Annotated in this window: 16 protein-coding genes and 2 tRNA genes; 7 read left to right on the top strand and 11 right to left on the bottom strand. The window is 69.2% G+C overall.

What is annotated here, in order from left to right:
• Nucleotides 1–9: 9 nt before the first annotated feature.
• Nucleotides 10–1596: a glycine betaine/L-proline transporter ProP gene (proP, locus tag EDF40_RS17515; RefSeq protein WP_260213541.1), complete on the bottom strand. Its 1587-nt coding sequence runs from the start codon at nucleotides 1594–1596 to the stop codon at nucleotides 10–12.
• 266 nt (nucleotides 1597–1862) lie between these two features.
• Here proP and valS point away from each other — a divergent pair, with 266 nt between their 5' ends.
• Nucleotides 1863–4457 (top strand): valine--tRNA ligase, encoded by a 2595-nt coding sequence (gene valS, locus EDF40_RS17510; RefSeq protein ID WP_260213542.1) that lies wholly within the window; start codon nucleotides 1863–1865, stop codon nucleotides 4455–4457.
• Nucleotides 4458–4522: 65 nt separating this feature from the next.
• The gene (locus EDF40_RS17505; RefSeq protein ID WP_123341087.1) at nucleotides 4523–4774 is read left to right on the top strand and encodes a hypothetical protein; all 252 of its coding nucleotides are present in this window, start codon (nucleotides 4523–4525) and stop codon (nucleotides 4772–4774) included.
• 104 nt (nucleotides 4775–4878) lie between these two features.
• On the opposite strand, the gene EDF40_RS17500 is transcribed toward EDF40_RS17505, so the two are convergent.
• Nucleotides 4879–5715 (bottom strand): alpha/beta fold hydrolase, encoded by an 837-nt coding sequence (locus EDF40_RS17500; protein WP_123341088.1) that lies wholly within the window; start codon nucleotides 5713–5715, stop codon nucleotides 4879–4881.
• Nucleotides 5716–5837: 122 nt separating this feature from the next.
• Here EDF40_RS17500 and EDF40_RS17495 point away from each other — a divergent pair, with 122 nt between their 5' ends.
• Complete coding sequence (locus tag EDF40_RS17495) at nucleotides 5838–6428, top strand: TetR/AcrR family transcriptional regulator (RefSeq protein WP_123341152.1); 591 nt, start codon at nucleotides 5838–5840, stop codon at nucleotides 6426–6428.
• A 153-nt stretch (nucleotides 6429–6581) separates the two neighbouring features.
• Complete coding sequence (locus EDF40_RS17490; RefSeq protein WP_123341089.1) at nucleotides 6582–8606, top strand: M3 family metallopeptidase; 2025 nt, start codon at nucleotides 6582–6584, stop codon at nucleotides 8604–8606.
• A gap of 205 nt (nucleotides 8607–8811) precedes the next feature.
• On the opposite strand, the gene clpX is transcribed toward EDF40_RS17490, so the two are convergent.
• The gene (gene clpX, locus EDF40_RS17485) at nucleotides 8812–10092 is read right to left on the bottom strand and encodes an ATP-dependent Clp protease ATP-binding subunit ClpX (RefSeq protein WP_111084519.1); all 1281 of its coding nucleotides are present in this window, start codon (nucleotides 10090–10092) and stop codon (nucleotides 8812–8814) included.
• Between the two features lie 233 nt (nucleotides 10093–10325).
• Between clpX and EDF40_RS17480 the strand changes: the two genes are divergently transcribed.
• Both EDF40_RS17480 and EDF40_RS17475 read left to right on the top strand, forming a co-directional pair.
• Nucleotides 10326–11054, top strand: a complete 729-nt coding sequence (locus EDF40_RS17480; RefSeq protein ID WP_123341090.1) for a YcnI family protein — start codon at nucleotides 10326–10328, stop codon at nucleotides 11052–11054.
• Nucleotides 11055–11104: 50 nt separating this feature from the next.
• Nucleotides 11105–11710: a copper resistance CopC family protein gene (locus EDF40_RS17475; protein WP_185003200.1), complete on the top strand. Its 606-nt coding sequence runs from the start codon at nucleotides 11105–11107 to the stop codon at nucleotides 11708–11710.
• 180 nt (nucleotides 11711–11890) lie between these two features.
• Here EDF40_RS17475 and EDF40_RS17470 read toward each other — a convergent pair whose 3' ends face one another.
• The 5 genes from EDF40_RS17470 to EDF40_RS17450 form a co-directional block, all read right to left on the bottom strand.
• The gene (locus tag EDF40_RS17470) at nucleotides 11891–12550 is read right to left on the bottom strand and encodes an ATP-dependent Clp protease proteolytic subunit (protein ID WP_111084516.1); all 660 of its coding nucleotides are present in this window, start codon (nucleotides 12548–12550) and stop codon (nucleotides 11891–11893) included.
• A 26-nt stretch (nucleotides 12551–12576) separates the two neighbouring features.
• The gene (locus EDF40_RS17465) at nucleotides 12577–13206 is read right to left on the bottom strand and encodes an ATP-dependent Clp protease proteolytic subunit (RefSeq protein ID WP_111084515.1); all 630 of its coding nucleotides are present in this window, start codon (nucleotides 13204–13206) and stop codon (nucleotides 12577–12579) included.
• Nucleotides 13207–13375: 169 nt separating this feature from the next.
• A complete protein-coding gene (gene tig, locus EDF40_RS17460; RefSeq protein ID WP_185003198.1) occupies nucleotides 13376–14683 on the bottom strand; it encodes a trigger factor in 1308 nt (435 codons plus the stop codon).
• A gap of 52 nt (nucleotides 14684–14735) precedes the next feature.
• Nucleotides 14736–14812: transfer RNA gene (locus EDF40_RS17455), tRNA-Pro, on the bottom strand.
• Nucleotides 14813–14868: 56 nt separating this feature from the next.
• The gene (locus EDF40_RS17450; RefSeq protein WP_148053906.1) at nucleotides 14869–15180 is read right to left on the bottom strand and encodes a hypothetical protein; all 312 of its coding nucleotides are present in this window, start codon (nucleotides 15178–15180) and stop codon (nucleotides 14869–14871) included.
• Between the two features lie 53 nt (nucleotides 15181–15233).
• Here EDF40_RS17450 and EDF40_RS17445 point away from each other — a divergent pair.
• A tRNA-Gly gene (locus tag EDF40_RS17445) sits at nucleotides 15234–15304 on the top strand.
• 103 nt (nucleotides 15305–15407) lie between these two features.
• Here EDF40_RS17445 and EDF40_RS17440 read toward each other — a convergent pair.
• From EDF40_RS17440 to EDF40_RS17430, 3 genes are all read right to left on the bottom strand, one after another.
• Nucleotides 15408–15698 (bottom strand): DUF1905 domain-containing protein, encoded by a 291-nt coding sequence (locus tag EDF40_RS17440; protein ID WP_123341094.1) that lies wholly within the window; start codon nucleotides 15696–15698, stop codon nucleotides 15408–15410.
• A 171-nt stretch (nucleotides 15699–15869) separates the two neighbouring features.
• Entirely contained in the window at nucleotides 15870–16769 is a 900-nt protein-coding gene (locus tag EDF40_RS17435) for an endo-beta-N-acetylglucosaminidase H (RefSeq protein WP_123341095.1), read from the bottom strand.
• An 85-nt stretch (nucleotides 16770–16854) separates the two neighbouring features.
• Nucleotides 16855–19854 (bottom strand): glycoside hydrolase family 38 C-terminal domain-containing protein, encoded by a 3000-nt coding sequence (locus tag EDF40_RS17430; protein WP_123341096.1) that lies wholly within the window; start codon nucleotides 19852–19854, stop codon nucleotides 16855–16857.
• Nucleotides 19855–19876 lie beyond the last annotated feature (22 nt).

Here is a 19876-nt window from a genome sequence, read left to right as displayed (position 1 = left end):
TGACCGGGGTCAGGAGTCCGCGGACTCCTTCTTCTGCGTGTCACCCGAGATGATCGGGATCTCACTCGTCGCGAACTCCTTCGCCCAGTCGGACTGCGCGAACTCCGAGTTCGGGTCGTTGTAGTCGTCGATCACGCCGGCGACCTCGTCCTCGGAACCGACCGTCGGGCCGGAGCCCATGAGCGGAGTGGATGCGGTCTCCTTGGTGAAGTACACCGCGACGAGCCCGATGACGGCGGCCAGCATCAGGTAGAAGGCCGGGATGTCCTCGGCCCAGCCGTAGCCGGCGTCCTTCGCAGCGTTGATGAGCGCCGAGGTCGCGAGCGGGGTGGTCCCACCGAACAGCGACACCGAGACGTTGAACGCGATCGCGAGGGCGCCGTAGCGGATGATCGTCGGGAACAGCGCGGGCAGCGTCGACGGCATGGTCGAGGTGAACGTGACGAGCACGACACCGAGGATGAGCAGGCCGGAGAAGACCCCGACGCCCGTGCCGGTCTGGACGAGCTTGAGGGCCGGCCAGGACAGCAGGATGAAGCCGATGCAGCCGGCGGCGAGCACCGGGCGACGACCGAACTTGTCGGACAGCCGGCCACCGAACGTGATGACGACCATCATGAGCAGCATCACGACGACGATCAGGATGAGGCCGAACGTGGCGTTCTGGCCGAGGTTCTGCTCGAGGTAGGTCGGCATGTACGACAGCAGCATGTAGTCGGTCACGTTGAAGACCAGGACCAGGCCGATGCAGATGATGAGCGCGCGCCAGTTCTCGGCGAAGAGCTTGAGGAACGGGGTCTTCTGCCCCTCGCGCTCGGCGGCCTGCTCCTGCTGCTTCTGGAAGGCCGGGGTCTCCTCGAGCTTGAGGCGCAGGTACAGCCCGATCAGGCCGAGCGGGCCCGCGATGATGAAGGGGATGCGCCAGCCCCAGCTGAGCAGGGCGTCCTCGGACAGGCCGAACTGCAGGCCGGTGACGATCGACGCGCCGAGCACGTAGCCGGCCAGGGTGCCGAACTCGAGCCACGAGCCCATGAACCCACGGCGCTTGTCGGGCGAGTACTCGGCGATGAAGGTCGCGGCGCCGCCGTACTCACCGCCGGTCGAGAAGCCCTGCACGAAGCGGGCCACGAGCAGCAGGACCGGGGCCCAGAAGCCGATCGAGTCGTACGACGGGATCAGGCCGATCATCAGCGTGCCGGCGGCCATCAGGATCATCGTCAGCGCGAGGACCTTCTGCCGGCCGATCCGGTCGCCGATCGGACCGAAGACGGCGCCACCGATCGGTCGGACGATGAACGCCGCGGCGAAGAACCCGAAGGTCGCGACGATGTTCGCGGCCGGGTCGCCCTGCGGCAGGAAGACCTGCGAGATCGTGACGGTCAGGTACGCGAAGATGCCGAAGTCGAACCACTCCATCGCGTTGCCGAGGGCGGCAGCTGCCACGGCGCGCTTGAGCAGCGACTCCTCGACGACGGTGACGTCGTCCTTCGTCAGCTTGCGCCGAGCGCGCTTCGCAGCGCCCTTCGAGCGCAGCGGTCGGTCGCCGTGCGGCAACGGCCGATCGCCGTGCGGGTGGGGTGCGTCGTTCGGTGCCAAGTCGTTCCTCCGGTGTGCGGTGCGTCCTTCGGGCGTCCGGCGGACGGCAACGGTGCAGTTCCTGCGAACCCGCGCTCGCCGGACAAACTCCGACAGACTACCAGGTCTCCGGCGTGTCCGACAGGTCGGTGTGGTAATCGCCGCTCCCGGCAGTCGTGAGCCGCGTCGGTCCTGCCCGCTACGATTGGGGCACCTCGCATCGAGCGGGGACACTCAGGCACCTCATCACGGACTCGGTGCCGCACACACGCACGGAAGGCGCAGCCATGACCAAGCCCATGCCCGAGAAGCCCAGCGTCGACGGACTCGAGCAGGTCTGGGGGCCGGTCTGGGAGCAGGACGGCACCTACCGCTTCGACCGTGACGCCGCCGGCCACCGCGACGCCGTCTACTCGATCGACACCCCGCCGCCGACCGCCTCCGGGTCGCTGCACATCGGGCACGTCTTCTCGTACACGCACACCGACCTCAAGGCGCGGTTCGAGCGCATGCGGGGCAAGCACGTCTTCTACCCGATGGGCTGGGACGACAACGGCCTGCCGACCGAGCGCCGCGTGCAGAACTACTACGGCGTCCGCTGCGACCCGACGCTCCCCTACGACCCCGACTTCACGCCGCCGTTCGAGGGCGGCGACGGCAAGTCGTCGAAGGCCGCCGACCAGCTGCCGATCTCGCGCCGCAACTTCATCGCGCTGTGCGACCAGCTCACGGTGCAGGACGAGCAGCAGTTCGAGGAGCTCTTCCGCACCCTCGGCCTGTCCGTGGACTGGACCCAGTCGTACCGCACCATCGACGACACCTCGCGGGCCAGCGCCCAGCGTGCCTTCCTCCGCAACCTCGAGCGCGGCGAGGCCTACCAGGCCGACGCCCCGACCCTGTGGGACGTCACGTTCCGTACCGCGGTCGCGCAGGCCGAGCTCGAGGACAAGGAGATGCCCGGCGCGTACCACGGCATCGCCTTCCACCGCACCGACGGCGGCGACGACGTCGTGATCCAGACGACCCGTCCCGAGCTACTGCCGGCGTGCGTCGCCCTCGTCGCGCACCCGGACGACGAGCGGTTCCAGGACCTGTTCGGCACCACGGTCCGCTCCCCCCTCTTCGACGTCGAGGTCCCGGTGCTCGCACACCACCTGGCGCAGAAGGACAAGGGCGCCGGCATCGCGATGGTCTGCACCTTCGGCGACACCACCGACGTGGTGTGGTGGCGCGAGCTGCAGCTGCCGAACCGCGCGATCCTCGGCTTCGACGGCCGCGTGCGCTCCGACGAGCCCGCGTGGATCGAGTCGGCGACCGGCAAGGCGCTCTACGCCGAGATGGCCGGCAAGACCGTGTTCTCGGCCAAGAAGGTCGTCGTGGACGCCCTGACCGAGTCCGGCGAGCTCGTCGGCGACGTCAAGACGATCAACCACCCGGTGAAGTTCTTCGAGAAGGGCGACAAGCCCCTCGAGATCGTCTCGACCCGCCAGTGGTACATCGTCAACGGTGCCCGCGACGAAGCCCTGAAGACGACGCTCCGCGCCCGCGGCGAGGAGATCGCGTTCCACCCCGACTTCATGCGCGTCCGCTACGACAACTGGGTCGGTGGCCTGTCCGGCGACTGGCTCATCTCGCGCCAGCGGTTCTTCGGCGTGCCGATCCCGGTCTGGTACCCGCTCGACGCCGATGGCAACCCGGTGTTCGACCAGCCGATCGTCCCGACCGAGGCGCAGCTGCCCGTCGACCCGTCGTCCGACCCGGCACCCGGCTACTCCGAGGACCAGCGCGGCGTCGCCGGCGGGTTCCAGGGCGAGCTCGACGTCATGGACACCTGGGCCACCTCGTCGCTCACCCCGCAGCTCGCGGGCAAGTGGGAGACCGACCCGGCGCTGTACGACCTGGTGTACCCGTACGACGTCCGCCCGCAGGCGCAGGACATCATCCGCACGTGGCTCTTCACGACGGTGCTCCGGAGCCAGCTCGAAGCGGACACCGTGCCGTGGAAGCACGCCAGCATCTCGGGCTTCATCGTCGACCCCGACCGCAAGAAGATGTCGAAGTCGAAGGGCAACGTCGTCACGCCGCTGTCGATCCTCGAGCAGCACGGCGCCGACGCGGTCCGCTACTGGGCGGCCTCGTCCAAGCTCGGCACCGATGCGGCCTTCGACCCGCAGAACCCGAAGCAGATCAAGGTCGGCCGCCGTCTGGCGATCAAGGTCCTGAACGCCGCCAAGTTCGTCTACGGTTTCCCGCTTCCAGAGGGCGCCACGAGCGTGACCGAGGCACTCGATGTCGACATGCTCGCCGAGCTCGGTGCGGTCGTCGAGCAGGCCACCGCCGCGTTCGACGGCTTCGACCACGCCCGCGCGCTCGAGATCACGGAGCGGTTCTTCTGGACCTTCTGCGACGACTACCTCGAGCTCGTGAAGGAACGTGCCTACGGCACGGCGGCCGACGCGACGCACGAGACCCAGGCGAGCGCGGTCCTGGCGCTGCGCGGCGCGATCGACGTGCTGCTCCGACTGCTGGCGCCGTTCCTCCCGTACGCGACGGAAGAGGTGTGGGCCTGGACCCACGAGACCAGCGTGCACCGGGCCTCCTGGCCGACCGCTGCCGACCTGCCCACCGACGCGGCCCCCACCGGGCTGCTCGCGGCCGTCGGACAGGCGCTCATCGGGATCCGCGGGGCGAAGACGTCGGCGAAGGCGTCCCAGAAGACGCCCGTCACGCGTGCCGTCGTCGCGGCGCCGGCCGAGACGCGGGCGCTCATCGAGCGCGCGGCGGTCGACCTGGCGGCCGTCGGCCGCATCGAGAACCTGTCGTTCGTCGACGGCGACGAGCTCGCCGTCACCGAGATCGAGCTGGCGGAACAGCAGGCGTAACGTCGGTCGTCCGGGCCGGGTCGCCTCGGCAACCCGGCCCGTCCACCACCGGACAGGAGGCACGGATGCAGTTGGGCACACGATGGAGCGTGGGTGGGGAGCCGCCTGCGCGACTGCCCGAGGCGATGGTCGTCGCCGTGCGCGGGGTCGAGGACGAACTGGCGGCCGAGTCGGTCGACACCGGTGCGTGGGGTTGGACCCTCACGTTCTTGGAGGGCAAGCCGATCGTCGAGCTCGACGACGGCACCTCGATCCACCTCGACGATGCCGGGCACGCGCAGGTCACGAACCCCGACGACGCCGCGGAAGAGGACTGACGCGGGGCGAGGTTGCTTGGTGAGCAGAAATGGTCGGGTCCCCGGTGGGAACCCGACCATTTCTGCTCACGATGCGAGCGCTTCGAGACGCCCGCCGCTCGCGCCTACTCGGCGAGCCAGGTGAGCAGGACCTCGTTCACCTCGGCGGTGTGCGTGGTGAGCAGGCCGTGCGGCGCGCCCTCGATCTCGACGTACTTCGCGGCCGGCAGCGCCTTGGTGAAGCGGCGACCGGTGGCGTCGATCGGCAGGATGTTGTCCGCCGTGCCGTGCACGATGAGCGCCGGGACGGTGACCTTCGGGATGTCCTGACGGAAGTCGGTCGGCCAGGTCAGCGGTGCTGCGGCGGACGCGATCGCACCCGAGCCGGCGGCGATGTTCCAGGCGTTGCGGACGGCCTCTTCCGAGATGCGCGAGCCGAGGTTCTCCGACAGGTTGAAGAAGTCCTGGTAGAAGTTCGTGAAGTACGCGTACCGGTCCTTCTCGACGTCGGCGGCGATGCCCTCGAAGAACGACATCGGGCCGGCGCCGTCGGGGTTGTCGTCGGTGATGGCCAGGAACGGCTCGAGCGAGGCGAGGAACGCGACCTTGGCGATCCGGTCCTGTCCGTGGCGGCCGATGTAGCGGGCGATCTCGCCGGTGCCCATCGAGAAGCCGACCAGGATCACGTCGCGCAGGTCGAGGGTCTCGAGGACGGTGTGCAGGTCGTCGGCGAAGGTGTCGTAGTCGTAGCCGGTGCTCGGCTGCGAGGACTGCCCGAAGCCGCGGCGGTCGTACGTGATCACGCGGTAGCCGGCCTCGAGCAGGGCCGGGGTCTGGCCCTCCCACGAGTTGCCGTCGAGGGGGAAGCCGTGGATCAGCACGATCGGCTGTCCGGTCCCCTTGTCCTCGTAGTGGAGTTCGATGTCGACGCTGTTCTCGGTTCCGACGGTGATGGCACCCATGATCGTTTCCTTCCCTGAGCCTCGCGGAGAACGTCCGTTCTCCGTCGATGTGCCCTACACTAGAGAACGATCGTTCCCGGCGCAACTCGGGAACGGTGAACACGCAGCGAACGGGGTACGTCATGGCAACCAGCACCATCAGCACGGTCGACGCCGACGTCCGCGCACACATCGTGGACGTCGCCGACCAGCTGTTCTACGCGCGCGGCATCCAGTCCGTCGGCATGGACGAGATCCGCACCGGCGCAGGCGTCTCGCTGAAGAAGCTCTACGCGGCGTTCCCCGGCAAGGAGCAGCTCATCGCGGCCGTCCTGTCCGGGCGCCACGACCTGTGGGAGCGCGGTGTGCACGGTGCGGTCGAGGCCGCCACGGCCCCGCGCGACAAGCTGCTCGCCGTGTACGACTTCCTCGAGTCGTGGTTCGGCGACGACACCTTCCGCGGCTGCGGGTTCATCAACGCCTTCGGGGAGCTCGGCGCGACCTCGCCCGCGGTCGCCGAGATCGCCCGCGACCACAAGGACTCGTTCCAACGGTTCGTGCAGGAGCTCACCGCCGAGGTCGTCACCGATCCCGACCGTGCCGAGGAACTCGCCGCACAGCTCGCCCTGCTCGCCGAGGGCGCGCAGACCACTGCTGCCATCGCCGGCACCACGGAACCTGCAGCGCACGCCCGCCGCGCCGCGTCGACGCTGATCGACGCCGCGACCCACTGAGGGACGTTTCGCGCGTCGGAGGACGTTTTGCGCGTAGCAGGACGCTTCTTTCGACCTGGTACGCGCGAAACGTCCTTCGGTGGTCGCGACCACAGGGCGGAGGGGAGGCGCGGGGCGGGGCCGCCACGGGCCTCCCGTGAATAGGGTGGGGAGATGGCAACCCCGTTCGACGTCCCGAGCACCCTCCCCTACGCCCTGCCGCCCTTCGGCGACGTGCGACTCGAGCACTACCGACCGGCCTTCGAGGCCGGCATGGCCGAGCAGCGCGCCGAGGTCGAGGCCATCGCCACCGATCCGCACGCACCGACGGTCGAGAACACCCTCATCGCCCTCGAGCGCTCCGGGCAGCTGCTGACCCGTGTCAGCCACGTGTTCTTCACGCTGTCGTCGGCGGACTCGACGCCGGAGCTGCACGACCTCGAGGCCGAGGTCTCGCCGCTCCTCGCCGCCCACCGCGACGCGATCACGCTGGACTCCCGGCTCTACGCCCGCGTGCGGTCCGTGCTCGACGGCGCCGCAGCCGCCGGGCTCGAGGGCGAAGCGCTCCGCCTGGTCGAGCGCACCCACGCCGAGATGACCCTGGCGGGCGCCGGGCTCGACGAAGCCGGCAAGGAGCGCCTGACCGCGATCAACCAGGAGCTGTCCACGCTCACGACCACCTTCGAGCGCAACCTGCTCGAGGACACGAACGACTCCGCCGTGCACGTGACCGACGAAGCCGAGCTCGAGGGGCTCGACGACGGTGCGAAGTCGGCCGCTGCCGGGTCCGCTGCGGACCGTGGCCTCGAGGGCTGGCTCATCACCCTGCCGCTCTACACCGGCCACCCGTGGCTGCCGTCGCTCGCGAACCGCGACCTGCGCGAGCGGATCATGCGCGCCTCGCTCGCCCGCGGCCGCCGCGGCAACCAGTACGACAACCGCGAGGTCCTGCTGCGCATCGTCCGGCTCCGTGCCGAGCGCGCCGAACTGCTCGGGTTCTCGAACCACGCCGCGGTCGTCACCGCCGACGAGACCGCGAAGACGCCCGAGGCCGTCGACGGCCTGCTGTCGTCGCTCGTCGGCGCTGCGGCACGGAACGCCGACGACGAGCGGGCCGTCCGGTCCCGCACGGTCGGGTTCGACATCGAGTCGTGGGACTGGGCGTACGCCACCGAGATCCTGCGTGGCGAGCAGTTCGCCGCGGACAGCTCGGCACTCCGACCGTACTTCGAGGCCGACCGGGTCCTGCACGACGGTGTCTTCCACGCCGCGGGTGCCCTCTACAGCCTGACCTTCACCGAGCGCCCGGACCTGCACGGCTACAACGACGAGGTCCGTGTCTTCGAGGTCACCGGCGAGGACGACGAACCGGTCGGGCTCTACCTGCTCGACCTGTACACGCGCGACGGCAAGCGCGGCGGCGCGTGGATGAACCCCGTGGTCGAGCAGTCCGAGCTGCTCGGCACGCTGCCCGTCGTGGTGAACAACCTCAACGTCGCGAAGCCGGCGCCCGGGTCGCCGACGCTGCTCATCCAGGACGAGGTCGAGACGCTCTTCCACGAGTTCGGCCACGCACTGCACGGCCTGATCGCCCGCACCACCTACCCCCGGTTCTCCGGCACGAACGTCGAGCGCGACTTCGTCGAGTTCCCGAGCCAGGTGAACGAGATGTGGGTGTCGTGGCCGTCGGTCCTGGCGAACTACGCGAAGCACCACGAGACCGGTGCCCCGCTGCCACCGGAGCTCGTCCTGGGCCTGAGCGAGTCCGAGGGCTTCAACGAGGGCTTCGGCACGACCGAGTACCTGGCCGCGGCGCTCCTCGACCAGGCCTGGCACCGGCTCTCCGCAGCAGAGGCCGCCGCGGTGACGTCCGTCGAGGACTTCGAGCGCTCGGCGTTGGAGGCCGCCGGCATCGCGGTCGAGGCCGTGCCCCCGCGGTACTCGTCGACGTACTTCGCGCACACGTTCTCAGGCGGGTACGACGCCGGGTACTACGGCTACATCTGGTCCGAGGTGCTCGACGCCGACACGGTCGAGTGGTTCCGTGACAACGGCGGGCTGGACCGCGCGGCCGGTCGACGCTTCGCGGAACGACTGCTGGGCGTCGGGGGCTCGAAGGACCCGCTCGAGGCCTACCGCGACTTCCGCGGCCGTGACGCCGAGGTCGGGCCGCTGCTGCGTCGCCGCGGGCTCGAGTAGGGCGCGCGGGGACCGCGCGCTTCCGGGCGTACCGCGTCGAAACGGGCGTACCTGGTCGGGACTTCCGACCAGGTACGCCCGATCTCACCTTCCATCGCAGCCGTCATGGGAGGAACCAGACGTCGATCCGCGGGCCGTGCCGACCGCCACACCACGACGAAGCCCCGCACCGATCCGGTGGCGGGGCTTCGGAGCGAACGGAGCGCTACGCCGACTTCTCGACGCGCTTCGCCCGCGGCCGGGGCACGATGGTCGGCGCCGCGTTCTCGAGCACGGACTCGCGGGTGATCACCACGCGGGCGACGTCGTCGTCGGACGGGACGTCGAACATCACCGGGCCGAGGACCTCTTCGAGGATGGCGCGCAGGCCACGGGCACCGGTCTGGCGCAGCACGGCCAGGTCGGCGATCGCCTCGAGCGCACCCTGGTCGAACTCGAGCTCGACGCCGTCGATCTGGAACATCCGCTGGTACTGCTTGATCAGCGCGTTCTTCGGCTCGGTCAGGATCTGCATGAGGGCGGCCTGGTCGAGCTGCGACACCGTGGTGACGACGGGCAGACGACCGATGAACTCGGGGATCAGACCGAACTTGTGCAGGTCTTCCGGCAGGACCTCGGAGTACAGGTCCTGGTGGTCGGTCGCACTGTGCAGCGGCGCCCCGAAGCCGATCCCCCGCTTGCCGACGCGCGAGGACACGATGTCCTCGAGCCCGGCGAACGCACCGGCCACGATGAACAGGACGTTCGTCGTGTCGATCTGGATGAACTCCTGGTGCGGGTGCTTGCGACCACCCTGCGGCGGGACCGACGCGACCGTGCCCTCGAGGATCTTGAGCAGTGCCTGCTGCACGCCTTCGCCGGAGACGTCGCGCGTGATCGAGGGGTTCTCGGCCTTGCGGGCGATCTTATCGACCTCGTCGATGTAGATGATGCCGGTCTCGGCGCGCTTGACGTCGTAGTCGGCGGCCTGGATCAGCTTGAGCAGGATGTTCTCGACGTCTTCGCCGACGTAGCCCGCCTCGGTCAGGGCGGTGGCGTCGGCGACGGCGAACGGCACGTTGAGGCGCTTCGCCAGGGTCTGCGCCAGGTAGGTCTTGCCGCAGCCGGTCGGGCCGATGAGCAGGATGTTCGACTTCGCGATCTCGATGTCGTCGCGGTCTTCAGCAGCGGTGATCTGCCCCTGCGCACGGATGCGCTTGTAGTGGTTGTAGACGGCCACGGCGAGGGCGCGCTTCGCCGGGTCCTGCCCGATGACGTACTCCTGCAGGAAGTCGAAGATCTCGCGCGGCTTCGGCAGTTCGAAGTCACCGCTCGAGGTGTCCTCGCCGGCTTCTGCCAGACGCTCCTCGATGATCTCGTTGCACAGCTCGACGCACTCGTCACAGATGTAGACACCCGGACCGGCGATCAACTGCTGGACCTGCTTCTGGCTCTTGCCGCAGAAGGAGCACTTGAGGAGGTCCCCGCTCTCTCCGATGCGTGCCATTGCCGTGCCTCCCTGGTTGGACGTGCCGGCCCGCGCACTCGCACCGGCCGCTGGTGCACCGCTGCTGGTGGGCACCTCGTCGTGGACACGAGCCTAACCGCAACCGGTGACACCGACCGTGCGGCGCCGCGGGATTTCGCGCGCGCGTTCGCCCAGGGCGTTCGGGCCTGCTACCGTGATCCAGTCTTCTCTACAAGTTGTAGAAACACCGTCCCGACCATCGAAGGATCCCCATGCAGAAGCGTCTCGCCGCCGGCGGCGCCGTCACCCTCGGCGCCGTGGCCGTCATCGTCCTCGGCACCGCCGGCGCAGCCAGCGCGCACGTCTCCGCGACGGCCACCTCGACCGCCGCGAACTCGTACACCACGGCGACCTTCTCGGTCCCGCACGGCTGCGACGGCTCCCCCACCACGAAGATCGAGTTCCAGGTGCCGGAGTCCGTCATCGAGGTCACCCCCACCGTGAACCCGAACTGGAAGATCACGAAGGCGACCGAGCCGTACACGAGCCCTTCCGCCGCGGCCGACGGTGAGCACGCCGAGGATGCCGCCGAGCGCGTCACGAGCATCACCTACACCGCGAAGACCCCGCTCCCCGCCGACGAGCGCGACACCTTCGCCCTCTCCTTCTCGCTGCCGGACGGCAAGGCCGGCGACCTCGTCGAGTTCCCCGCGATCCAGACCTGCGAGAAGGGCTCGGTCGAGTGGAACCAGGAGCAGCAGGCCGGCGAGGCCGAGCCCGAGCACCCGGCCCCCTCGATCACGCTGACCGCGGCCGAGGCCACGGACGACGACGGTGACCCGGTCGCCACCACCCCGACCGCCGAGGCCGCCGCCGGCTCGACCACCCCCGCGGACCCCGACCTGGTCGGCCGCTTCCTCGGCCTGGGCGGTCTGGTGCTCGGCGCCGTCGCCCTGGTCGTCGCCGTCGCCGGCACGCGTCGTCGGAGCTCCGCCAAGTGACGCAGCGCGGCTCGCGTCGGGCTCGGCTGCGGTCCTCTGCCTGGAGGCTCGTGGCCGGGTCCGCCGCAGCCGTCGCGATCGCGGGCGGTGCGGTCCTCGGGCTCGCGGGTCCCGCCAGCGCGCACAACTACCTGATCGCGTCCACCCCGGAGGTCGGCGGCACGCTCACCGCGCTGCCGAAGGCGTTCGAGATCACCACGAACGACAAGCTGCTCGACATCGGCGACTCCGGTTCGGGCTTCGCCTTCCGGGTCGTGGGTCCGGACGGGAAGTACTACGAGGACGGCTGCGTCGACATCGACGGCCCCTCGATGACCACGCCCGCCGCACTCGGCGACTCGGGGAAGTACACCGTCGAGTGGCAGATCGTCTCCGCCGACGGCCACACCGTCTCCGACGAGTACGCCTTCACGTGGAAGGCCCCGTCCGGCTTCTCCGCGGCCCCGGGATCGACCACGCCGCCGACCTGCGCCACCGCGGGAGACGACTCCACCGCGGCCGCCACCACCGGCACCGCCTCGGGTGACACCGACTCGGCCACGACCGACGCGCTCTGGATCGGCGCCGGAGGCGTCGTCCTCGTCGCCGCGGTCGTCGCGGTCCTGCTGCTCCTGCGGCGCCGCCCCGCGCCCGAGACGGACGACATCGAGGACTGAGCCGACGGGGCGGACCCGCGCCGTGCCTCCAGGCCGGTGTGCTGGCGAGCCGACGCGCCCAGGTTCCACGACTCGCCGCTCAGGTCCGCCGAGGTTCCACAGCACGACGAAAGGGCGGTCGAGATTCCAAGATCTTGGAACCTCGACCGCCCTTCGTCGGCGCCGAAGCGGCCTGCGGTGCTACTTGACGAGCGCCGGCAGGTTCTTGCGGCTGGTGAGGACCTGGTCGATCAGGCCGTACTCCACGGCTTCCTGCGCGGACATGATCTTGTCGCGCTCGATGTCGTGGTTGATCTCCTCCGGCGTCTTGTTGGAGTGCTTCGACAGCGTCTCCTCGAGCCAGGTGCGCATGCGGAGGATCTCCGCCGCCTGGATCTCGATGTCCGACGCCTGGCCGCCACCCTGCTGGACAGCGGGCTGGTGGATGAGCACGCGGGCGTTCGGCAGGGCCAGACGCTTGCCCGGCGTCCCACCGGCGAGGAGCACCGACGCAGCCGAGGCGGCCTGACCGAGGCAGACCGTCTGGATCTGCGGACGGATGTACTGCATCGTGTCGTAGATCGCCGTCATCGCGGTGAACGAGCCACCGGGCGAGTTGATGTACATGACGATGTCGCGGTCGGGGTCCATCGACTCGAGCACGAGCAGCTGGGCCATGACGTCGTCAGCCGACGCGTCGTCGACCTGGACACCGAGGAACACGATGCGGTCCTCGAAGAGCTTCGCGTACGGGTCCTGGCGCTTGTAGCCGTAGGCCGTGCGCTCCTCGAAGCTCGGCAGGATGTACCGATCGGAGGGAGCCGGGACGTTCTGCGCGCCACCGAGCATTGGGAGATGCATTCTCGTTTCCTTTTCTTCGGTGGGGGTCAGGACTGGGCGTCGGGGTCGGCAGCCGCGGTCGGCGTCGCGCCGTCACCGACGGTGCCACCACCGCCGACGACCTCGGCCGACGAGGCACGCAGATGGTCGACGAAGCCGTACTCGAGGGCTTCCTGCGCGCTGAACCAGTTGTCGCGGTCGTTGTCCTTGAGGACCTGCTCGATCGACTTGCCGGTCTGCTCGGCCGTGAGCTCCGCCATGCGCTGCTTCATGTCGAGGATGACCTTGGCCTGCGTCTGGATGTCGGCAGCGGTGCCGCCGAACCCGCCGGACGGCTGGTGCAGCAGGACGCGGGCGTTCGGCGTGATGTAGCGCTTGCCCGGCGTGCCGGAGGACAGCAGGAACTGTCCCATCGACGCGGCCAGGCCGATGCCCACGGTGACGATGTCGTTCGGGACGAACTGCATCGTGTCGTAGATCGCCATGCCGGCGGTGATCGAGCCACCGGGCGAGTTGATGTAGAGGTAGATGTCCTTCTCAGGGTCCTCGGCGGCGAGCAGCAGCAGCTTGGCTGCGATCTCGTTCGAGTTGTCGTCGCGGACCTCGGAGCCGAGCCACACGATCCGGTCTCTCAGAAGGCGGTCAAAAACACTGGGGTTCAGTGTTGCTTCGGCCATGGAAAAGCTCCCGTTCAGTTGTCGCTTGTTGTCGAACTTATCGGTTGCAACGCACCACTTCGCGTGTGTTCGCCGACAGCAATGCGGTGGTGCGGAAAACACGAGACGGGAGGCACGGTGCCAGCTGGCACCGTGCCTCCCGTCTGTATCGCTGGTGGCGTCGAGTTCGTTACTCGGCGTCCTCAGCAGGGGCCTGCGCGACGCCCGCCGTGAAGGCGGACAGGTCGACTGCGTCGCCGTTGGTGTCCTTGACGGTCACCTTCGACAGGACGGTCGCGACCGCCTTCGAGCGGGCGACCTCGCCGACCATGCCGGGGATCTGGCCGTTCTGGTCGATGACCTTGATGAACTCGGCCGGCTCCATGCCGTACTGCGCAGCAGCCTGGATGAGGTACTGGGTCAGTTCCTCCTGGGAGACCTGGATCTCCTCCTTCTCGGCGATGGAGTCGAGGAGGATCTGCGAGCGGAAGGCCTTCTCGCTGGACTCGGAGACCTCCTTGCGGTGCTCGTCGTCCTCGAGGCGGTTCTCCTGCTCGAGGTGACGGTGCACCTCGTCCTCGATGAGCTGCTCCGAGATCGGGATGTCGACGTCCTCGATGAGCTTCTCGACGAGCTTGTCGCGAGCCGCGGCGCCCTGACCGAAGGTCTTGGACTTCGCGATCTGCTCCTTCAGGTCCGCCTTGAGCTCGTCGATCGTGTCGAACTGGCTGGCGATCTGGGCGAACTCGTCGTCGGCCTCGGGAAGCTCGCGCTCCTTGACGGCGGTGACGGTGACGGCGATCTGGGCGGTCTCGCCCTCGCGGTCGCCACCGACGAGCTTCGACTCGAAGTTCGTCGACTCACCGGCGGTCAGGGACTCGAGCGCCTCGTCGATGCCCTCGAGCAGGTCGCCGGAGCCGATCTCGTAGGAGACGCCGGTGGCCGAGTCGACCTCGTCGTCGCCGATGCTGGCGGTCAGGTCGATCTGCGCGAAGTCGCCGGTCTTCGCCGGACGGTCGACGGTCACGAGCGTGCCGAAGCGGGTGCGCAGGTTCTGCAGCTCCTCTTCGATCTCGTCGTCCGACACCTCGACGGCGTCGACGGTGAGCTCGTACGCGGAGTAGTCCGGCAGGTCGAACTCGGGACGGACGTCGACCTCGAAGGTGAGGACGAGGTCGCCCGCGAAGTCGGCGAGGTTCGGCAGCTCGGCGACGTCGGCCTCGGCACGGCCGAGGATGCGCAGCTCCTGCTCTTCGACCGCCTGGCGGTAGAAGTTGTCGATGGCGTCACCGACGGCGTGGTTCAGGACCTCGCCACGGCCGACGCGCTGGTCGACGATCGCCGGCGGGACCTTGCCCTTGCGGAAGCCGGGGATGTTGATCTGCTCGGCGATGTGCTTGTACGCGTGGTCGATGCTCGGCTTGAGATCTTCCGGCGTCACGTTCACGGTGAGCTTGACGCGGGTGTCGCTCACCTTGTCGACGGTGCTGGTGGCCACGGGATGTTCTCCTGTTGGTTGACGTTCGTGTGGTCGATGGTTCTCGAGGACCTGGTCGGGGCGACAGGAGTTGAACCTGCGGCCTCCCGCTCCCAAAGCGGGCGCTCTACCAAGCTGAGCTACGCCCCGTTTGACTGGGCCAGGGTGTCCGCGCGCGCCGAAGGGCGCATGCGACGCCGATGAGTCTAGCGGTCCCCCGGTGCGCGGTTCCCGGGAGGGACGTCATCGGGTTCAGCGGCGCGTCGTAGTCCTCGTCGCCACTGCACTCCGACCACCACCTGGACCCCGAGCGCCGCCACGACGAGCAGCGCGCCGACGACGATCCGCCACACGTGCAGCAGGGCGTGCGCGGGCTGCGACTGCGGATCGCCGAACAGCTCCGGGCGCATCGAGAACACGATCGCGGCGAGGACCACCAGCGCGTACGAGACCACCCGCGACCGCTTGATCCGCCGTGCATCGACGTCGGTCGGCGGGAGCATCACACGGGGTGGCATGTCGGTACTCGTTCGTCCGCTAGGATGGTCGGGCTGCGGCACGTGCGCAGCGCGGGGATGTAGCTCAATGGTAGAGCCCCAGTCTTCCAAACTGGCCACGCGGGTTCGATTCCCGTCATCCCCTCTCTTGCTTCAGCTGGTGCGCGGTTACACGCTCGGTGCGAGGTTGTTCCGGCGCACCGAGTGATCAACCTCGCACGGAGCGAACACGCGCGCACCGCGCGTGGTCAGGGGCCGCCGAGTTCGAGTGTGATCTGCGGGGTGTCCCCGAGGTCCACGTGTGCGCGCTTGCGCTCGGCCGCCCGGAGCGGCACGAGGTACCCGCCGTCCTTCGGGAACAACGAGGTCGTCCAGGTCACGGCGCCGATCGTCACCCGGGCCGGGATCACACCCCACCCGTAGGTGAGCATCGGCGCGAGGTCGGCGATGACCTCGGCGGCGTCCGGCGACACGACGGCGAAGAAGAACGGCGAGGGGCCGCGCCACTCGATGACCTCGCCGCGGAACTCGAGCTCCATGCGGCGATCGTACGGCCGCACCCCTCGCACGGTGCGAGGTCGGCCGAACTCCGTGCGAGGTTCCACACTCGGTGCGAGGTTCCACACTCGGTGCGACGGCCGGGGGCTCGCACCGAGTGCGGAACCTCGCACCAGGCCGAGCCCCCGGCCGCTTCCGTCAGCGCGAACGCGTCAGCGGTACGTCGCGGCCTGCCCGTAGAGCTTCTGCGTCAGGGCGGAGACGTAGGCGGACTTGTCACCTCCCGGCAGGTTGTACGTCATGAAGACGCCGAACCCGTCCGCTTTCGTGCGCGAAGCGAGCGACACCGCCGTCGACTGCGCGGTGTTCTGGATGTCGACCGCGGCCGCGGACAACCGGTCCTTGCCGAGCCCCGGGATCGACGGCGCCGAGTACGTGCCGTAGTAGGGGTTCCAGGCGTAGTCGAGCTTCGAGCCGATGGTGCTGCTCGACGACGACAGCGAAGACGAGGCCGGGCCGATGTCGTAGAACGAGATGAGCTTGCCGGGCATCTGGGCACGCAACGCGGTGATGAGCCAGCCGATGGACTGTTGGTTCGGCTGCGGGGTGCCGTTCGCGCCGTAGTCGGAGTACTCGTCGTCGAGGTCGACGCCGTCGAGTCCGTACTTCGACACGGTGGCAGCGATCTGGGACGCGAAGTCCGACGCGGCCGCCTGGGTCGGGAAGTTGGCGATGCCCGCACCCTGGTGGTTGCCGAGGACCGACAGCGACACCTTGATGCCCTTCGCCTGCAGCGGCTTGATCTGCGTCGCGGCGTTGTCGAGGGTCGCCTGCACCTTGTCGTTGTTGACCAGAACAGCCTTGGAGCCGTTCCAGTTGATGTTCGCCGCGAAGATGATCGCGACGTCGAAGGCGTTCGCACCGCCGGACAGCGTGTAGCGGCCGACGTTCGCGAGCTGGTCGTTGTTGACCTCGACGTAGGCGATGCTCGTCGGCCCGGACTTGGTGGCAGCGGCCGATGCTGGTGCTGCGGTGGCTGCGGACGGCACGAGCGGTGCCGCCACCATCGCGGCGACGGCCGCCACGATCCCGAACTTCATGGACTTCTTCATGACACTCCTCTTCGAGTGATGAACCGGCCGGCGGTCGCCGACCGGGAACCGCCGCCGGGACACCCGAAGTCCCGGCGGCGGGGTCTCAGACGCGCGGGTACCGGAAGGTCCGCACCTCGTACGCGTCGACGGCGAACGACGACGCATCCGTATCGGTCAACGGCTCTTCGAGCAGGGTGACCTCGGCAGCCGGTCCGAACGGCCCATCGACCGCGATCCCGCCGGTCCCCCGCCGACCCACCGGCTCGTACACCCGGACGACCAGGTCGCCGGAGCGGTCGTCGGCGAGCTTGACGCTCGACAGCACGACCCCGCCGGACACCCACACGAGCGGCGCGAACCCGTGCGCCCCGGTGACGGTCCGCGCGCCGGCGTTCATCCGGACGCCCGCCGCGGTGGCCCCGAGCTGGTCCGTCCCGATGACGATGCCGTACCGGTGCGTCTGCACGCCCTGGTCGGTCTCGGGGTCGGGGAACCGCGGTGCCCGCAGCAGGGACAGCCGCACGGTGGTGGTGACGTGCCCGTCGACGGCGTCGCGGGTGGTGTCGAAGCCGTGGATCGAGTCGTTCACCAGCGCGACGCCGAACCCCGGCTCGGACACGAGCACGTAGCGGTGCATCGAGGTCTCGAACTTCGCGGCCTCCCACGAGGTGTTCGTGTGCGTCACCCGCTTCTGCGCTCCGAATTGCGTCTCGGCGACGGTGTGCTCGGCGCGGACGTCGAGTGGGAACGCGACCTTGAGGAACTTCTCGGTCTCGTGCCAGTCGGTCGTCTGGTCGAACTCGAGCGTGCGGGAGTCCGGTGCGAGGACGATCTCCTGCCGCACGGTCGAGTCGCCGAAGGACCGCGACACGACGACCCGTGCGACACCTGCGTCGTCGACCGAGGCCTCGAGCGACGAGACGTCCACCAGGTCCTCGACCCGGTTCCGGTAGTACCGGTCGACGTCCCACGCGTCCCACATGTTCGGGAAGTCCTGGTGTAGCTGCAGCAGGTTCGCGGCTTGCCCGGCGGCGATCGCCTCGCGCCCGCTGACCAGGTCGACGGCGCTCGTGACGAGACCCTGGTCGGTGACGGTCACGCGTACCAGCTCGTTCGCCAGTACGTACCCGCCGTCCTGCTCCGTCAGCGTGACAGCGGTCGGTTCCGCCACGTCGGTCGCCAGGACGGCGCCCTGCGCGGGTGCGCCGGCCTGGAGGAACGGGGCCGGGTTCACGACGACGGCCGCGTCTCCGGCACCGGCGAGCGCCGAGAGCGCCTGGTCGATGATCGCGGTCAGCGCCGCGGCCGTCTCGGCGTACTTCGCCTCAGCCTCGCGGTGCACCCAGGCGATCGAGGTGCCCGGCAGGATGTCGTGGAACTGCTGGAGCAGCACCTGCTGCCACAGGGCGTCGAGCTCGTCGTACGGGTAGGCGAAGTCGCTGCGTGCGGCGGCGGTCGCGGCCCAGAGCTCGGCCTCGATGAGGAGCTGTTCGCACCGGCGGTTGCCCTGCTTCGTGCCGTGCTGGCTGGTCAGGGTGGCGCGGTGCAGCTCGAGGTACAGCTCGCCCACCCACACCGGCGGGTCGGGCAGCTCGGACTTCGCACGGTCGAAGAACGTGTCGGGGTGTTCCCAGCGCACCTTCGCGCTGCCCTCGAGGTCGGCGAGCCGTGCAGCCGTGCCGGTCATCTCGCGGGTGGTGCCACCGCCGCCGTCGCCCCAGCCGACCGGGGCGATCGACCCGGTGGCGAGCCGGTTCTCACGGAACTGGCGGGAGGCCTTGGCGACCTCGCTGCCGGACAGGCGCGAGTTGTAGGTGTCCATCGAGGGGAAGTGCGAGAACACCCGTGAGCCGTCGATGCCCTCCCACAGGAACGTGTGGTGCGGGAACTTGTTGACCTGGTTCCACGAGATCTTCTGCGTGAAGAACCACTCGAAGCCTGCACGGCGCATGAGCTGCGGCAGCGCCGGCGAGTACCCGAAGCTGTCCGGCAGCCAGACGCCCTTGGGTCGGATGCCGAACTCGCGCTCGAAGAACCGCTGCCCCTGCGAGAACTGGCGGACGATGCTCTCGCCGGTCGGCATCACGGTGTCGGACTCGACCCACATGCCGCCGATCGGCAGGAACCGGCCGGCCTGGACGGCGGCCGTGACCCGGGCGTACACCTCGGGCCGGTGTTCCTTGATCCAGGCGTACTGCTGGGCGCTCGACATGCCGTACAGGAAGTCGTCGGTCTGGTCGATGAGCTCGGTCATCGTCGAGGTGGTTCGAGCGACCTTGCGGATCGTCTCGCGGACGGGCCAGAGCCAGGCGGAGTCGATGTGGGCGTGTCCGATCGCCGAGATCGTGTGCGCCGAGGATTCGGCAGGTGCGGCGAGCACGTCGGCGAGCGCCGCTCGGGCGTCACCCGCGGTCGCTGCGATGTGCTGCAGGTCGAGCCGGTCCAGCGCGTCGTCGAGGGCCTGCAGGATCCGCATCCGTCGCGGTCCCTCGGGCAGCTCGGCCTGCAGTTCGAGCAGGACGTCGATGTCGAGCGCGAGCTCGTGCACCTCGGACTCGAAGACGGCGAGGTCCATCCGGCGTGAGGTGTACAGCCGCTTCGACGACGAGGTCTGGATGTCGCCCTCGTGCGTGACGAGGAAGGGGTGGTAGTCGAGCAGGACGGGGTTCGACGCCGCCTCGACGAAGAGCTCGATGGTCTCGCCGCCCTCGGCCCGTTCCGTCAGCAGCACCCACTGGTTGCGCGGGTTGATCGACTTCACCGGCGTGCCGTCGGCCAGGTAGACGAGCCCTTCGCACTGGAACCCGGGCATGTTCTTGTCGAAGCCGAGGTCGACGACGGCTTCCACCCGGCGGCCGGCCCACTCGGTCGGCACGGTCCCGGTCAGCCGGAACCACGTCGTCCCCCAGGCCGCGCCCCAGGGCGTGCCGACCCCGTACGGCGTGAACTCGAGCGCGAGTCCCTGCGCCGGCGGGATCGGCTCCCCCGGCAGCTCGTGCCAGGCGGTCTCGAGCGGCGTCGCGGTGGCGTGCACCGCCGGCGTGATGCGCTCGTCGAGGACCCGGCGGGCCCGTCCGGTGGTGAGGGGGATGTCGTCGTGCATGGGGCCTTCCAGGGTCGGGGCG

Source organism: Curtobacterium sp. PhB170 (genome assembly GCF_003752345.1).
Classification (GTDB): domain Bacteria; phylum Actinomycetota; class Actinomycetes; order Actinomycetales; family Microbacteriaceae; genus Curtobacterium.
This window is presented reverse-complemented; position numbering and strand designations above follow the sequence as displayed.

Excerpts from the sequence above, each read along its gene's own strand:
- EDF40_RS17450 (WP_148053906.1), bottom strand. The coding sequence starts at position 15,180 with ATGCCACCCCGTGTGATGCTCCCGCCGACCGACGTCGATGCACGGCGG.
- EDF40_RS17430 (WP_123341096.1), bottom strand. The coding sequence starts at position 19,854 with ATGCACGACGACATCCCCCTCACCACCGGACGGGCCCGCCGGGTCCTC.
- EDF40_RS17480 (WP_123341090.1), top strand. The coding sequence starts at position 10,326 with ATGCAGAAGCGTCTCGCCGCCGGCGGCGCCGTCACCCTCGGCGCCGTG.
- EDF40_RS17495 (WP_123341152.1), top strand. The coding sequence starts at position 5,838 with ATGGCAACCAGCACCATCAGCACGGTCGACGCCGACGTCCGCGCACAC.
- clpX (WP_111084519.1), bottom strand. The coding sequence starts at position 10,092 with ATGGCACGCATCGGAGAGAGCGGGGACCTCCTCAAGTGCTCCTTCTGC.
- EDF40_RS17500 (WP_123341088.1), bottom strand. The coding sequence starts at position 5,715 with ATGGGTGCCATCACCGTCGGAACCGAGAACAGCGTCGACATCGAACTC.
- EDF40_RS17490 (WP_123341089.1), top strand. The coding sequence starts at position 6,582 with ATGGCAACCCCGTTCGACGTCCCGAGCACCCTCCCCTACGCCCTGCCG.
- EDF40_RS17435 (WP_123341095.1), bottom strand. The coding sequence starts at position 16,769 with ATGAAGAAGTCCATGAAGTTCGGGATCGTGGCGGCCGTCGCCGCGATG.
- EDF40_RS17465 (WP_111084515.1), bottom strand. The coding sequence starts at position 13,206 with ATGGCCGAAGCAACACTGAACCCCAGTGTTTTTGACCGCCTTCTGAGA.
- EDF40_RS17505 (WP_123341087.1), top strand. The coding sequence starts at position 4,523 with ATGCAGTTGGGCACACGATGGAGCGTGGGTGGGGAGCCGCCTGCGCGA.
- EDF40_RS17470 (WP_111084516.1), bottom strand. The coding sequence starts at position 12,550 with ATGCATCTCCCAATGCTCGGTGGCGCGCAGAACGTCCCGGCTCCCTCC.
- EDF40_RS17440 (WP_123341094.1), bottom strand. The coding sequence starts at position 15,698 with ATGGAGCTCGAGTTCCGCGGCGAGGTCATCGAGTGGCGCGGCCCCTCG.
- valS (WP_260213542.1), top strand. The coding sequence starts at position 1,863 with ATGACCAAGCCCATGCCCGAGAAGCCCAGCGTCGACGGACTCGAGCAG.